Genomic DNA, 13,606 nt, shown 5'->3' with positions numbered 1-13,606 from the left:
CCTGCGCCCGCGGGGGTCTCACTGTACCGGGAGGGTTTGACACCGTTGTAACACCGATACGCCACACTGTGCGGGTGTTCCTGATGCGCGTCGTCCTCCCCGACCGTCCCGGTACCCTCGGCGCGGTCGCGACAGCGATGGGCACCATCGGTGCCGACATCAACGCCGTCGAGATCGTCGAGAAGTACGAGGGCTACGCCATCGACGACTTCATGCTGGAGCTGCCGGTCGGGAGCGCCCCCGACTCCCTGATCACCGCCTGCACCTCGGTGCCCGGTGTCGAGGTGGTCTGGCTGTCCCACTACCCGGAGGGCTGGGGCCTGCTCGGGGACGTGGACGTGCTCAACGCGATGATCGAGGAGCCCGAGCACGCCGGCGAGATCCTGACCAGGGAGGCGCCGCAGGTGTTCCGGGTGACCTGGGCCGTCCTCGTCGACCGGGAACGGAACACCCTGCTGGCCCGCACCGACCGGGCCCCCGAACTCGACGCCGAGGGCATCGCCGCGCTCGGTGACCTCACCGAGACCGCCGACGGCGAACTCCCCGACGGCTGGCTGCCCGGCTGGGGCGAGACCCTGATCGCCGTCTCCCCGTTCCGCAACGAGGCGACCATCGTGCTGGCCCGCCGCGGCGGCCCCGAGTTCCTCAATTCGGAGCTTGCCCGCCTGCGCCACCTGACCGCGCTCGCCCTCTGACGCCGGGCTGTCGAGAACGGCCTCCTTCGTCCGTCGTCAGGATGAAGGGAGGCCGTCATGATCACCTCACAGGCCACATTCATCGTCCTCAGCGAGCAGAGGGTGGGCTTCCCCCGGCCCTCGCAGCTGCCTAGCGTGGAACCTGTCGAAACCGGGGCTGCCCGTTCGTCGGTGGTGCAGGAGAGAGAAAGGAACAGCCATGGACTACTTGCTGCTCTACTCGGCCGGGACCGATCCCCAGCCCTACGACCCCGCTGAGGACAACATCGCCGAGTGGGTCGACGACATCACCGCGCGCGGCGTCTACGCGTTCGGCGAACGACTGCGGCCCGCACCGGACGCGACCACCGTCCGCGTCCGCGACGGGAAGACCCTGATCACCGAGGGCCCGTTCACCGAGGCGAAGGAGTGGATCGGCGGCTTCGACATCGTCGAAGTGCCCGACCTGGACGAGGCGATCGGCATCGCCGCCCGTCACCCCGCGGCCCGCAGCGGCACCGCGGAAGTGCGTCCGTTCCTGCACCCGGACGGGACGCACGTCGTTCCCCCCGGCCTGATGGAGCAGCCGACCACGGGCAAGCGCTACCTGATGCTCGTCTGCGTCGATCCGGCGGCCACCGGGACGCCCGGCGACGTGCGGCCCTGGGTGGAGGAGATGGACGAGCGCGGGGTGCGCCTGTTCGGCGAGCAGCTCAGCCCGCCGCAGGACGCCACCCTGGTCCGCTCCCGCGGTGGCCGGACCCTTCTCGACGCGCCGACCGAGGACCCGGCCGGGCCCTGGGTCGCCGGCATCGACCTGTTGCAGGTGAGCCGGCTCGGCGAGGCGATCGACATCGCCGCCGCCCACCCGATGGCGAGCGCCGGCCTGATCGTGCTCAACCCGTTGTGGCCGCTCGACCCCTACGAGGACCACGTCGCCCGGGCCGAGCGCGAGGAGCCCGACTGGAAACGCCGGACCGAGCCGGCCCTGGGAGTCCTGCTCTGAGCACCGACGTCGACGCGGCGGTCCGGGACGCCTACCAGGGCGAGTGGTCCCGGATCGTCGCGTCCCTGATCCGGGCCACCGGCGACTGGGACCTGGCCGAGGACGCCGCCGCCGGAGCCTTCGAGCGTGCCGTCGCCACCTGGCCCCGAGACGGCGTCCCCACCAAACCCGGAGCATGGCTGACCACCACCGCCCGCCACCTCGCGCTCGACCGGCTGCGGCGGCGCGGCGTCGAGGCGGCCAAGCTCAAGGACTGGACGATCATGGACGACGCACGGGGGCGCGGAGAGGACGACCCAGCAGAGCTCGCCACCGGCGATCCCGAGTGGGACGACCGGCTGCGCCTGATCTTCACCTGCGCGCACCCGGCCCTGCCGCTGGAGGCGCGGGTGGCCCTCACGCTGCGGGCCGTCGGCGGCCTCACCACGGCGGAGATCGCGCGTGCCTTCCTCGTCGGCGAGGCGACGATGGCCCAACGGATCGTCCGGGCGAAGGCGAAGATCACCCGGGCGGGCATCCCCTACCGGGTTCCCGGACCGGACCTGCTCGCCGAGCGGCTGGACGGGGTCCTGGCCGTCCTCTACCTCATCCACAACGAGGGCTACCTGGCCAGTTCCGGTGAGGACCTCCAGCGCCCCGACCTGACCGTCGAGGCGATCCGGCTGACCCGCCTGCTGGCAGGCCTGCTACCGGATCCCGAGGTGATCGGCCTGCTCGCGTTGCTGCTGCTCCAGCACTCGCGCACCGCGACGCGGGTCGACGCGGCGGGCGACCTCGTCCCGTTGGAGGAACAGGACCGCACCCGGTGGGACGGGGGCGAGATCCGCGAGGCCATCGGGCTCCTCGCCGCAGCCACCGGCGAGCGCGGGCCGTACCGCGTCCAGGCGGAGATCCAGGCCGTGCACGCCGCCGCAGCCACGCCCGCGGACACACGGTGGCCGACGATCCTCGCCCTCTACGACGAGCTGCCGCCCACCCCCGTCGTCTCCCTCAACCGCGCGGTTGCGCTCGGTATGGCCGAGGGACCGGACGCGGGCCTGGCCGCCCTGCGCGACCTCGAGACCGACCCGGCGCTGGCCGGCCATCACTTGCTCCCGGCCGCGCGGGCGGACCTGTCCCGACGGGCGGGCAGGATGGAGGCGGCGGCGGGCTACTACCGCGCTGCGCTACGGCTGGCGCCGACCGGTGCAGAGCAGCGCTACCTGCGCCGCCGGCTGGCCGAACTCGACGGGGCTCAGCGGACCAGCGTGTAGATCCAGTAGCCGTAGCCCACCAGCACGGCGGCGACCACGACGACGGCGAGGATCACCCACCAGCGCATGTGCCGCTTCTTGCGCGTGGTCGGCACGTCGAGCGGGCCCCACTCACCCATCTGCGGACGCACCCGCGGCGGGGCACCCACGTTCAGGTTCAGGTCGGAGTTCAGGCCTTCGGGCACGCGACCACCCTACCCGTCGGCGTCGAGGGGCCCCGGGCCGCCGGCCAGGAGCGCCTCGAAGCCCGCCTCGTCCAGGATCGGGACGCCGAGCGCCACCGCCTTGTCGAACTTTGAGCCCCCGCCCTCCCCGGCTACGAGGTAGCTGGTCCGTGACGACACCGAGCCGGCGGCCTTGCCCCCGCGGGACTCGATGGCTTCCGTGACGCTGTCCCGCGTGTAGCCGGGCAGCGAGCCGGTGACGACGAGGGTCAGGCCGGCGAGCGTCTGCGGGAGCCCCTCACCCTCTCCGTCCGTCGGCGCGGGCGCGAAGAGGTTGCAGCCCGCGGCCTTCCACTTCGCCACGATCGCGCGGTGCCAGTCGACGGTGAACCACTCGCTGATCGCCGCAGCGAGGGTGGGCCCGATGCCGGGCACGGCGCCGAGTTCCTCGGTGCTGGCGGCCTCCAGCGCGTCGATGCTCGGGAACGCGGCCGCGACGTCGGGGGCGACGCCCTTGCCGACGTGGCGGATCGACAACGCGACCAGGAACCGGGTGAAGGGACGGGACTTCGCCGCCTCCAGGTTCTCCAACAGCTTGCGGCCGTTGGCCGAAAGGGCACCGCCCTTCGTGGTCAGGACGCCGGCGCCGACCAGCTTCTCCTCCGTGAGGTCGAACAGGTCCCCCTCGTCGACCAGCAGCCCACCGCTGAGCAGGGCGTCCGCCGACTGCCAGCCGAGCACCTCGATGTCCAGCGCCTGCCGGGAGGCCAGGTGGAACAGCCGCTCGCGCAACTGCGAGGGACACGAGCGCTGGTTCGGGCAGCGGATGTCGGCGTCGCCCTCCTTCTCCGGGCGCAGTTCGGTACCGCAGGCCGGGCAGTGGGTCGGCATCACGAACGGCCGTTCGGTGCCGTCGCGGAGGTCGGCCACCGGGCCGAGCACCTCGGGGATGACGTCCCCGGCCTTGCGGAGCACGACCGTGTCGCCGATCAGGACGCCCTTGCGCTGCACCTCGGAGGCGTTGTGCAGGGTGGCCTGCTCGACCGTCGAGCCGGAGACGAACACCGGCTCCATCACCGCGTAGGGGGTGACCCGCCCGGTGCGGCCCACGTTCACCCGGATGTCGAGGAGCTTCGTCGTCACCTCCTCCGGCGGGTACTTGTAGGCGATCGCCCAGCGCGGCGCGCGGGAGGTGTGGCCCAGCTTCTGCTGCAGCCCGCGGTCGTCGACCTTCACCACGACACCGTCGATGTCGTGCTCGACGTCGTGCCGGTGTTCGCCGTAGTGGGCGATGTAGTCGTGGACCTCTGCGGTGCTGTGGCAGACCCGGTACCGCGCGGAGGTGGGCAGCCCCCAGGCGCGGAGCACCTCGTAGCCGTGGGACTGCCGCTCCAGCTCGGGTCCGGAGAACTGGCCGAGGCCGTGGACGAGGAAGTCGAGACGGCGTGATGCGGTGACCCGGGGGTCCTTCTGGCGCAGCGAGCCGGCGGCGGAGTTGCGCGGGTTCGCGAACGGGGCCTTGCCGGCCTCGACCAGGCCCGCGTTGAGGGCCTCGAAGTCCTCCAACCGCATGAACACCTCGCCGCGGACCTCGACGACGTCGGGCACGTCGTCGCCGCTCAGCCGGGACGGGATCGCAGCGATCGTGCGGACGTTGGCGGTGACGTCCTCACCCACGGTGCCGTCGCCGCGGGTGGCGGCGCTGGCCAGCCGGCCGTCGCGGTAGACGAGGTCGAGGGCGAGCCCGTCGATCTTCAGCTCGCAGAGGAAGCCGGAGGCGGCCACGTCCGTCCCCGCGAGGGCGTCGGCGCGGGCCAGCCACTTGTCGAGCTCGTCCAGGGAGAACACGTTGTCGAGGCTCATCAGGGGAACGAGGTGGGTGACCGGCGCGAAGGTGGCGCTCGCGAAGCCGCCGACCTGCTGGGTGGGGCTGTCCGGGGTGCGCAGTTCCGGGTGGGCGTCCTCCAGCGCGGTCAGCTCCCGCATCAGCGCGTCGAAGTCCGCATCGGAGATGAGCGGCGCGTCGGCCACGTAGTAGCGGGCACGGTGATCGGTGATCTCCGTGCTGAGCTCGGCGTGCCGCGCCCTGGCGTCGTCCTGCGTCATGCCGGAAATGTAACGCGCGGCACCGACAATCGCTCGCCGGGCGTCGGTGGCGTCCGGTTGACTGTGGTGGTGACGACGACCTACTACACGGCCACCACCCTGGACGGGTTCATCGCGACCGAAGAGCACTCGCTGGCCTGGCTGCTGTCCCGGACGTCCGGCGAGGACGGCCCGCTGGACTACGCCGCGTTCATCGCCGGCGTCGGTGCGCTGTGCATGGGTGCGAACACCTACCGGTGGCTGCAACGGGAACTCGGAGCGGACGGGTCATGGCCGTATCTCCAGCCGACCTGGGTGTTCAGTCGCTCGGGGGTCGAGGCGTGGCCGGGGGCGGACGTCCGGGTGACCGCGGCTGACGTCGCCGAGGTGCACGCGGAGATGGCCGCTGCGGCCGGTGGCAAGGCGGTCTGGATCGTCGGCGGCGGCGACCTGGCCGGGCAATTCTCCGACGCCGGCCTGCTGGACGAGGTCGTGGTGAACATCGCCCCGGTCACGCTCGGCTCGGGGCGTCCGCTGCTGCCGCGACACGTGGAACTGCAGGTTCGCGAGACCCACTCCAGCGGCGAGTTCGTGGCCGTCCGCTACGACGTGGTCCGCTGAGCCCGGCGAACCTCAGCCGAGTTCTTCGGCGACCTGAACGGCCACCTTCGCGAGCACGTCGAAGGCGCGGCCGGCCTCCGGCGCCGACCAGGCGGCGAGCCCACAGGCGGGCGTGAGCACCAGGGCGTCGGACGCGATCCCGCCGAGCCGGTCCACGGCCTCCAGCGCGCGCCGGCGGACCGCGTCCACCCCGAGCGGGCGCGGCGATCCCGCGGTGGGGAGGCAGCCGAGGTGGAGCGTCGCCCCGGCCTCGGTCGCGGCGGCCAGCGGGTCCCAGTCGCCGGTGGCGAGCTGGTCGAGGTCGAGCGAGATCGCACCGAACCCCGCGCCGGTGCTGTCCGCGCCGAGCAGCGAACCGAACGGCCACGGCCCCGTCCGCCACGGCGCGCAGCAGTGCAGGACGGTCGGCACATCGAGCCCCCTGCGGGCCGGCTCACCGGCCACCCAGGCCAGCCCGCGGCACAGCTCGGGGAGGTCGACGGCGCGGTGCCGGAAGAAGCCACCGGGCGTCGGGACGGCCCCGGCGGCCACGGCAGGCAGCGACGGCTCGTCCACCTGCAGCACCAGCTCCAGCGCGGGCAGCCGACGGGCCAGGTCGGCCAGCAGCTCGCCGACGCCGTCGGCGACCGACTGCGCAAGGTCGCGGCGCGCACCGACGTCGGCGAGCACCCGGCCGACGTGGGCCACGCCGAGCGACGCGGCGAGCGTCCACGGACCGGTGACCCCCACCTTGAACCGACCCGCGTAGCCGTCGGCAGCCTCCTCCAGCCGGTCGAGGTCGTCGCGCCACGTCGCTCGCGCGCGGCGCTGGTCGACGCCGGGGGCGTCCGCCAGCCGCCACTCCCCCGCGGCCAGTTCGGCCGGCAGTCCGGACGGCAGTCCGAGGCCGCGTCCGACCATCGCGGCCCACGGGCCACGGGCCGGCAGTTCGGGCAGGTACGGCAGGTCGGGGACCCGGTCGAACGTCATCCGCAGCGCGGCGCCGTAGTCGGTGCCCGGCAGCGAGCCCACGCCGGTGAAGACGACCATCACGCCGCCGTCGCCGCGATCGTCGCGCTGCCCACCACACGGTCGCCGTCGTAGTACACCGCCGCCTGCCCCGGCGCGATCCCGAACGCAGCGGCGGCCAGTTCGATCCGGACACCGTCGGCGGACGCGGTCACGGTGGCCGGCATCGCCTCGCCGTGCGCACGGACCTGGACCAGCGCGTCCCAGGTGCCCGGCACGTACTGCTCCGTCCAGGTCGGACGGATGCCCTCGATCACGCGCACGGCCAGCGACGCCCTGGGCCCGACCGTGACCGTGTTGCGGACCGGGTCGACCGCGGTGACGTAGCGGGGCTGACCGTCTGCCGCAGGGACCGAGAGGTGGAGGCCGTGCCGCTGGCCGACCGTGAACTGGTGCGAGCCCGAGTGGGCACCCACGACCTCGCCGGCACCATCGAGGATGTCGCCACTGCGTCGGCCGAGGCGGGAGTGCAGGAAGCCGGCGGTGTCCCCGGTCGGGATGAAGCAGATGTCGTGGCTGTCCGGCTTTTTCGCCAGGCTCAGGCCGCGCGCGGCCGCCTCCGCGCGCACCTGCGCCTTCGCGGTGTCGTCCCCGAGCGGGAACAGCGAGTGCTGCAACTGGTCGGCGTCCAGCACCCCGAGCACGTAGGACTGGTCCTTCGCCGCCTCGCGTGAGCGGTACAGCGACACCCGGCCCCCGCCGGTGCGGACGCGCGCGTAGTGGCCGGTCGCCACGGCGTCGAAGCCGAGGGCCCGGCCGCGCTCGAGGACGGCGGCGAACTTGATTTTCTCGTTGCAGCGCAGGCACGGGTTGGGGGTGCGCCCGGCCGCGTACTCGGCGACGAAGTCGGAGACCACGTCCTCGGCGAACCGCTCGGCGAAGTCCCAGACGTAGAACGGGATGCCCAGCACATCGGCCGCGCGTCGGGCGTCGTGCGAGTCCTCCAGCGAGCAGCACCCGCGGGCGCCGCTGCGGTAGGTCTCGGGGTTCTTCGAGAGCGCGAGGTGGACGCCGACCACCTCGTGCCCCGCGTCGACGAGGCGCGCAGCGGCCACGGCGGAGTCGACTCCGCCCGACATCGCCGCCAGTACCCGCACCCGTCGCCTCCCTCGCAGAACTACAGATCCTACGCGGCCGCCCGTGCCCTCTCGACGATGCCAGGCAGGACGGCCAGCAGCGCGTCCACCTGTTCGGTGGTCGTGGGAGGGCCGAAGGAGAACCGCAGGCTCGCGGACGCGTCGTCGAGGCTGCGTCCCATGGCGAGCAGGACCTCACTCGGCTGGTGGACGCCCGCCGTGCACGCCGAGCCGGTGGACGCGTCGAAGCCGGCCGCGTCGAGCAGCAGCAGGACGTCGTCCGCCCGGACGCCGGCGAAGGTGAGGTTCACGATCGCCGGCCCGCACGGCTCGACCGTGTTCGAGCGGGTGCGGGGGACGGTGGCCAGCGCTCCGGCCACGAGCCGGTCCCGCAGCGCGGCCAGCCGGGTCGCCTCGGCGACCCGCCGCCCGGCTGCCACCCGGCTCGCGGCGGCGAACCCCGCGGCGAGCGCCACCGGGGCCGTCCCGGACCGCAGCCTCGCTTCCTGGCCGCCGCCGAAGCCGACCGGGGCGAGCCGCGTTCCGCGCCGGACGAGCAGCGCGCCGATCCCGACCGGGCCGCCGAGTTTGTGCGCAGATGTGCTGAGCAGGTCCAGCCCGCTCGCCGCGAAGTCCACGGCCAGGTGCCCGAACGCCTGCACGGCGTCGCTGTGCGCGAGGACGCCGGCCCGGTGGGCGAGGTCGACCACCTCCGCGACCGGCTGCACGGCGCCGGTTTCGTTGTTCACCCACATCACAGACACCAGCGCCGTCTGCGGGCCGACCAGGAGCGCGGAGGCCGCCAGGTCGAGGTGCCCGCCCGCATCGACGGGCAGCACCACGACGTCGGTGTGCCGGTCGCGCACGGCGGCGACGGCGGGGTGTTCGACCGCCGAGACCGCGATCTGGGGCCGGTCGGCGACCTGCACGCCCAGGACGGCGAGGTTGTCCGCCTCGGTCCCGCCGGAGGTGAACACGACCTCGCTCGGGTGGGCACCGAGGTCGGCGGCCAGCGATTCCCGCGCGTCCTCGAGCACCCGCCGCGCGGCGCGTCCCGCCGCGTGCAGCGAGCTCGGGTTGCCCGGCACGCCGAGGAGTTCGCGCATCGCCGCGGCGGCCTCGGGCACCACGGGGCTCGACGCCGCGTGGTCGAGGTAGGTGCGCGTGGCCATCCGTCCGGCTCTCATCCGACTCGTGAAACGTTTTCCCGTTCGGTGGCTCACCTCTCGGGAATCAGGGCAGGTTAGGCCAAACTATGCTGGATCGAAGTGCCAGAGGGGAGCATCTGTTGACGCCCACATCCGTGGCGGCGCCCGAACAGGGCGTCACGACGCTGCAGGACGCTGTCCTCGGAGCACGCGTGCACGACGGTGGCACCACGTTCTCGCTGTGGGCTCCCCGGGCCACCCGCATCGAACTGGTGCTGGTCGACGAGCACCGCCGGCAGACCAACCACGACCTCGCGCCGGTCGGCGAGGGGATCTGGAGCCTGCACCTGGCCGGGATCGGGGACGGCCAGCGCTACGGCTATCGCGTCCACGGCGCGTGGGCCCCCGAGAAGGGCGAACGCTTCAACCCCGCCAAGCTGCTCCTCGATCCCTACGCGCGGGCGATCACCGGTGGCGTCGACTACTCCGGCCCCATCGCCGACCACACCCCCGAGTCGAACTTCCTGCCCGACCTGACCGACTCGTTCGCCGCGGTTCCGCTCAGCGTCGTCGTGGCCGACTCCGCGCCGCCGAAGCCCCTGCCCGAGCCGATCCCGCTGGCCGACATGGTGATCTACGAGACCCACCTGCGCGGCTACACCCGCCAGCACCCGTCGGTCCCCGAGCACCTCCGCGGCACCTACGCCGGCATGGCCTACCCCGCGGTCGTGCAGCACCTGGTCGACCTCGGCGTGAACGCCGTCGAGCTCCTTCCCGTGCACCACTTCGTGTCCGAGCCCTTCATCGTCGGCAGGGGGCTCACCAACTACTGGGGCTACAACACCCTCGGCTTCTTCGCCCCGCACGCCCCCTACGCCTCCTCGGACGCGGGCACGCTCGGCGGCCAGGTCAGGGAGTTCAAGGAGATGGTCTCGGCCCTGCACGCCGCCGGGATCGCCGTGATCCTCGACGTCGTCTACAACCACACCGGCGAAGGCGGCCACGACGGCCCGACGCTGAGCTTCCGCGGGATCGACCACGGCGAGTACTACCGGCTCACCGACGACAAGCGCAACGACTACGACGTCACCGGCTGCGGCAACGCCGTCGACACCTCCAACCCGGGCGTGCTGAAGCTCGTGCTCGACTCCCTGCGCTACTGGGCGGGCGACATGGGGGTGGACGGGTTCCGGTTCGACCTCGCCACCACGCTGATCCGCGACCACTCACACCACGTCGACCAGAACCACGAGTTCAAGCGGCTCGTGGCTGCCGATCCCGTCCTGGCCGGCAAGGTCATGATCGCCGAGCCGTGGGACATGGGCCCCTACGGCTACCAGGTCGAACGCTGGGGCCAGGACTGGTCGGAGTGGAACGACCGCTTCCGCGGCTTCACCCGCGACTTCTGGCGCGGTGCGATCGGCGGCGTCCAGGAACTCGCCACCCGGTTGTCGGGTTCGTCGGACATCTTCGACCACGGCGGCAGGCCGGCCACGTCCTCGATCAACTTCATCACCGCGCACGACGGCTTCACGATGCGCGACATCGTGACCTACGACCTCAAGCACAACGAGGCCAACGCCGAACGCAACCGGGACGGCGCCGACGACAACCGGTCGTGGAACCACGGCTACGAGGGCGAGACGGACGACCGCGCGATCGTCGCGGCGCGGCAGCGCACCACCCGCAACCTGATGGCCACGCTTCTGCTCAGCGCGGGCGTGCCGATGATCCTCGCCGGCGATGAGCTCGGCCGCACCCAGGGCGGCAACAACAACGCCTACTGCCAGGACTCCCCCGTCTCGTGGGTGAACTGGCTGGCCGAGGAGGAGTGGGTCGGGCAGGAGGACCTCACCCGCACCCTGCTGAAGCTGCGGGCCGAGCACCCGCTGCTCCGCAGTGACCGTTGGCGCTACCACGGCGAGGTCACCGACGCCAACGGCCACGGCCTGGGGCGTTCGCCCGTGGCCTGGTTCGCCGAGTCCGGCACCGAGATGACCACCGAGGCGTGGCACGACATGGGACGCCGCACGCTCGGCATGTACCTGTCCGACCAGACCGAGGCCCTCCTGATCTACTTCCACGCCGGCTGGGACCCCGTCGAGATCTCCCTGCCCGGCGCGCCCTGGGCGCAGCGCTACCACCTCCTCGCGCACACGGGCGTCCCCGGTGAGCTGCCGCGGCGTCCGGTCGCCCCGGGCCGCACAGTCACGATGCCGGGCCGGACCGTCGTCGTGCTGGCTGCCGACGTGCGCACGGGAGCAGAGTTCGTACCCGCATCGCCGGCCACCCCGACCGAGGAGGACGCCGGCTGAGCGGGACGAATCCCACATTCGGCCCGCTCCTGCCGCTGCGCACCTCCACGCAATCCCACATCCGGAGAGGACCCGGCGGGTCCTCGCGGGTCCGCCCTCCCGCTCGGCAAGGGCAGACGCTAGGTTGAAGGCGTGAGCGCAACCGCCAACCCGTCCCGCAGGAGCCCACAGCGGACGGCGGCCCGCCCGGTCGCGACGACGCAGACGACGACGTCCGCGCCGACGGCGGGCCTGTCCGCCGCCGAGCCGGCACCCGTCCCCGCACCGCTCGACCTCCAGCCCCCGGTCGTGGTCGCCCGGGGCTTCGGCCGGATCCCCGTGAGCGGGGTGAGCCCTGTCGTCGAGGGTGCCGCCTATCCCGCCAAGGTCGTGGCCGGCGAGCTGATCCCGATCCGGGCCAAGGTCTTCCGCGAGGGTCACGACGCCGTCAACGCCTCGGTGATCCTCACGTCGCCGGACGGCGTCGAGCACCGCACCGACATGACGCCGGTCGAACCCCGCGGGCTGGACCCGTGGGAGGCCTGGGTGCGCCCGGACGCCGAGGGCGCGTGGACGTTCCGCGTCGAGGGCTGGTCCGACCCGTGGGCGACCTGGCTGCACAACGCGGAGGCCAAGCTCCCCGCAGGGGTCGACATCGAACTGGTCTGCCTCGAGGGACGCGACCTGCTCGAGCGCACCGCCGCGCTCGCCGAGGCCGCGGGCGACCCGGTCCAGGCGTCGATCCTGAAGGCCACGTCGATGCTGCTCATCCCCGAGCGACCCGCCGACGACCTGATCGAGGTCGCGACAGCCCACGGGATCTCCCGCGCCATGAGGCAGTACGGGCCGCGCGAGCTGCTCACCCCGACCGCCGACTTCCCCCTGTTCGTCGACCGGCAGCGGGCCCTGTTCTCCAGCTGGTACGAGTTCTTCCCCCGGTCTCAGGGAGCGAGCTACGACGAGGCGACGAAGACCTGGACGTCCGGCACGTTCGACAGCTCCCACGAGCGGCTCGAGCACGCGGCGTCGATGGGCTTCGACGTCGTCTACCTCCCGCCGATCCACCCGATCGGCACAGCGTTCCGCAAGGGCCGCAACAACACGCTGATCCCTGGCCCCGCCGATCCCGGCTCGCCGTGGGCGATCGGGGCGCCCGAGGGCGGCCACGACGCGATCCACCCCGACCTCGGCGACTGGGACTCCTTCGACCGCTTCGTGGCGAGGGCGAAGGAGCTGGGGCTGGAGATCGCCCTGGACTTCGCGCTCCAGGCCTCCCCCGACCACCCGTGGGTGACCGCGCACCCGGAGTGGTTCACCACCCGGCTGGACGGGACGATCGCCTACGCGGAGAACCCGCCGAAGAAGTACCAGGACATCTACCCGATCAACTTCGACAACGACCCCGACGGCATCTACCACGAGGTGCTCCGGATCCTGAAGCTGTGGATGTCCCACGGCGTGCGGATCTTTCGCGTCGACAACCCGCACACCAAGCCCGTGCAGTTCTGGGCGTGGGTGATGCGGCAGGTCCGCGAGACCGACCCGGACGTGCTGTTCCTCGCCGAGGCGTTCACCAAGCCGGAGATGATGCACGCCCTGGGCAAGGTCGGCTTCCACCAGAGCTACACCTACTTCACGTGGCGCAACACCAAGTGGGAGCTGGAGGAGTACCTGACCGAGCTGTCCACCCAGACCGACGCCTTCTACCGTCCGAACTTCTTCGTGAACACTCCCGACATCAACCCCTTCTTCCTCCAGTCGGGCAACCCCTCCGCGTTCGCCATCCGGGCGATCCTCGCCGCCACGCTGTCCCCGTCGTGGGGGGTGTACGCGGGCTTCGAGCTGTTCGAGCACGAGCCCCTGAAGGCCGGCGGCGAGGAGTACCGGAACTCGGAGAAGTTCGAGTACCGGCCCCGGGACCACGGCGCCGAGCCGAATCTGAACGTCCTGCTGGGCAGCCTCAACCAGATCCGGCGCAGCCATCCCGCGCTGCAGCAGCTGCGCCAGATCCAGTTCCTCGACGCCCCGCACGACGGCGTCCTCGCCTTCGCCAAGCGGGACGGGGACGACGCGGTGGTCGTGATCTGCAGCCTCGACCCGAACCAGGGCGTGGAGAGCGACGTCCGCCTCGACCTCGGCTGGCTCGGTGTCGACGGCCAGACCATCGACATGCGGGACGAGCTCACCGGGGCGACGTTCACGTGGGGGGAGCGCAACTTCGTCCGGCTGAGCCCGGCGAATCCCGCCCACATCCTGCACGTGCGGGGTCGGTGAGGG

Annotated in this window: 11 protein-coding genes; 6 read left to right on the top strand and 5 right to left on the bottom strand. The window is 72.3% G+C overall.

The window, feature by feature from the left end; all coding sequences use genetic code 11:
- Positions 1–83: 83 nt before the first annotated feature.
- The 3 genes from QM779_RS04070 (at position 84) to QM779_RS04060 (ending at position 2,933) form a co-directional block, all read left to right on the top strand.
- Positions 84–695 carry an amino acid-binding protein gene (locus QM779_RS04070; protein WP_428533059.1) on the top strand — a complete coding sequence of 204 codons (612 nt, stop codon included), beginning with the start codon at positions 84–86 and terminating at the stop codon, positions 693–695.
- A 199-nt stretch (positions 696–894) separates the two neighbouring features.
- The gene (locus QM779_RS04065) at positions 895–1,680 is read left to right on the top strand and encodes a YciI family protein (RefSeq protein WP_428531978.1); all 786 of its coding nucleotides are present in this window, start codon (positions 895–897) and stop codon (positions 1,678–1,680) included.
- Positions 1,581–2,933, top strand: coding sequence for an RNA polymerase sigma factor (locus QM779_RS04060; protein ID WP_428531975.1), 1,353 nt, complete (start codon positions 1,581–1,583; stop codon positions 2,931–2,933). Before QM779_RS04065 ends, QM779_RS04060 begins: the two co-directional genes overlap by 100 nt.
- Here QM779_RS04060 and QM779_RS04055 read toward each other — a convergent pair.
- Together QM779_RS04055 and ligA are read right to left on the bottom strand one after the other, a co-directional pair.
- Complete coding sequence (locus QM779_RS04055) at positions 2,915–3,118, bottom strand: hypothetical protein (RefSeq protein WP_428531972.1); 204 nt, start codon at positions 3,116–3,118, stop codon at positions 2,915–2,917. The two genes, QM779_RS04060 and QM779_RS04055, sit on opposite strands and share 19 nt — an antisense overlap.
- 9 nt (positions 3,119–3,127) lie before the next feature.
- A complete protein-coding gene (ligA, locus tag QM779_RS04050) occupies positions 3,128–5,203 on the bottom strand; it encodes an NAD-dependent DNA ligase LigA (RefSeq protein WP_428531969.1) in 2,076 nt (691 codons plus the stop codon).
- 69 nt (positions 5,204–5,272) lie between these two features.
- Here ligA and QM779_RS04045 point away from each other — a divergent pair, with 69 nt between their 5' ends.
- Entirely contained in the window at positions 5,273–5,803 is a 531-nt protein-coding gene (locus QM779_RS04045) for a dihydrofolate reductase family protein (RefSeq protein WP_428531966.1), read from the top strand.
- Between the two features lie 12 nt (positions 5,804–5,815).
- On the opposite strand, the gene QM779_RS04040 is transcribed toward QM779_RS04045, so the two are convergent.
- From QM779_RS04040 to QM779_RS04030, 3 genes are read right to left on the bottom strand one after another with little or no spacing between them, the layout of a single operon-like run.
- On the bottom strand, positions 5,816–6,832 hold the full coding sequence (locus tag QM779_RS04040; protein ID WP_428531963.1) for a methionine synthase: 1,017 nt from the start codon (positions 6,830–6,832) through the stop codon (positions 5,816–5,818).
- Complete coding sequence (gene mnmA / locus QM779_RS04035) at positions 6,832–7,908, bottom strand: tRNA 2-thiouridine(34) synthase MnmA (RefSeq protein WP_428531960.1); 1,077 nt, start codon at positions 7,906–7,908, stop codon at positions 6,832–6,834. Before mnmA ends, QM779_RS04040 begins: the two co-directional genes overlap by 1 nt.
- A 29-nt stretch (positions 7,909–7,937) precedes the next feature.
- A complete protein-coding gene (locus QM779_RS04030) occupies positions 7,938–9,059 on the bottom strand; it encodes a cysteine desulfurase family protein (RefSeq protein ID WP_428531957.1) in 1,122 nt (373 codons plus the stop codon).
- Between the two features lie 83 nt (positions 9,060–9,142).
- On the opposite strand from QM779_RS04030, the gene glgX reads away from it, so the two are divergent.
- Together glgX and QM779_RS04020 are read left to right on the top strand one after the other, a co-directional pair.
- Positions 9,143–11,350 carry a glycogen debranching protein GlgX gene (glgX, locus tag QM779_RS04025; RefSeq protein ID WP_428531954.1) on the top strand — a complete coding sequence of 736 codons (2,208 nt, stop codon included), beginning with the start codon at positions 9,143–9,145 and terminating at the stop codon, positions 11,348–11,350.
- Between the two features lie 132 nt (positions 11,351–11,482).
- Positions 11,483–13,603 carry an alpha-1,4-glucan--maltose-1-phosphate maltosyltransferase gene (locus QM779_RS04020; RefSeq protein ID WP_428531951.1) on the top strand — a complete coding sequence of 707 codons (2,121 nt, stop codon included), beginning with the start codon at positions 11,483–11,485 and terminating at the stop codon, positions 13,601–13,603.
- Positions 13,604–13,606: the final 3 nt, after the last annotated feature.

This window comes from Propionicimonas sp. (assembly GCF_049840635.1).
Classification (GTDB): Bacteria; Actinomycetota; Actinomycetes; order Propionibacteriales; family Propionibacteriaceae; genus Propionicimonas.
Note: the sequence above shows the minus strand (reverse complement) of the source record. Positions and strands in the feature narration are given on the sequence as shown.

Bases quoted from the DNA above. Each gene is read 5' to 3' on its own strand.
- glgX (WP_428531954.1), top strand. From the start codon at position 9,143: ATGCTGGATCGAAGTGCCAGAGGGGAGCATCTGTTGACGCCCACATCC.
- QM779_RS04070 (WP_428533059.1), top strand. From the start codon at position 84: ATGCGCGTCGTCCTCCCCGACCGTCCCGGTACCCTCGGCGCGGTCGCG.
- QM779_RS04065 (WP_428531978.1), top strand. From the start codon at position 895: ATGGACTACTTGCTGCTCTACTCGGCCGGGACCGATCCCCAGCCCTAC.
- QM779_RS04040 (WP_428531963.1), bottom strand. From the start codon at position 6,832: ATGGTCGTCTTCACCGGCGTGGGCTCGCTGCCGGGCACCGACTACGGC.
- QM779_RS04030 (WP_428531957.1), bottom strand. From the start codon at position 9,059: ATGGCCACGCGCACCTACCTCGACCACGCGGCGTCGAGCCCCGTGGTG.
- ligA (WP_428531969.1), bottom strand. From the start codon at position 5,203: ATGACGCAGGACGACGCCAGGGCGCGGCACGCCGAGCTCAGCACGGAG.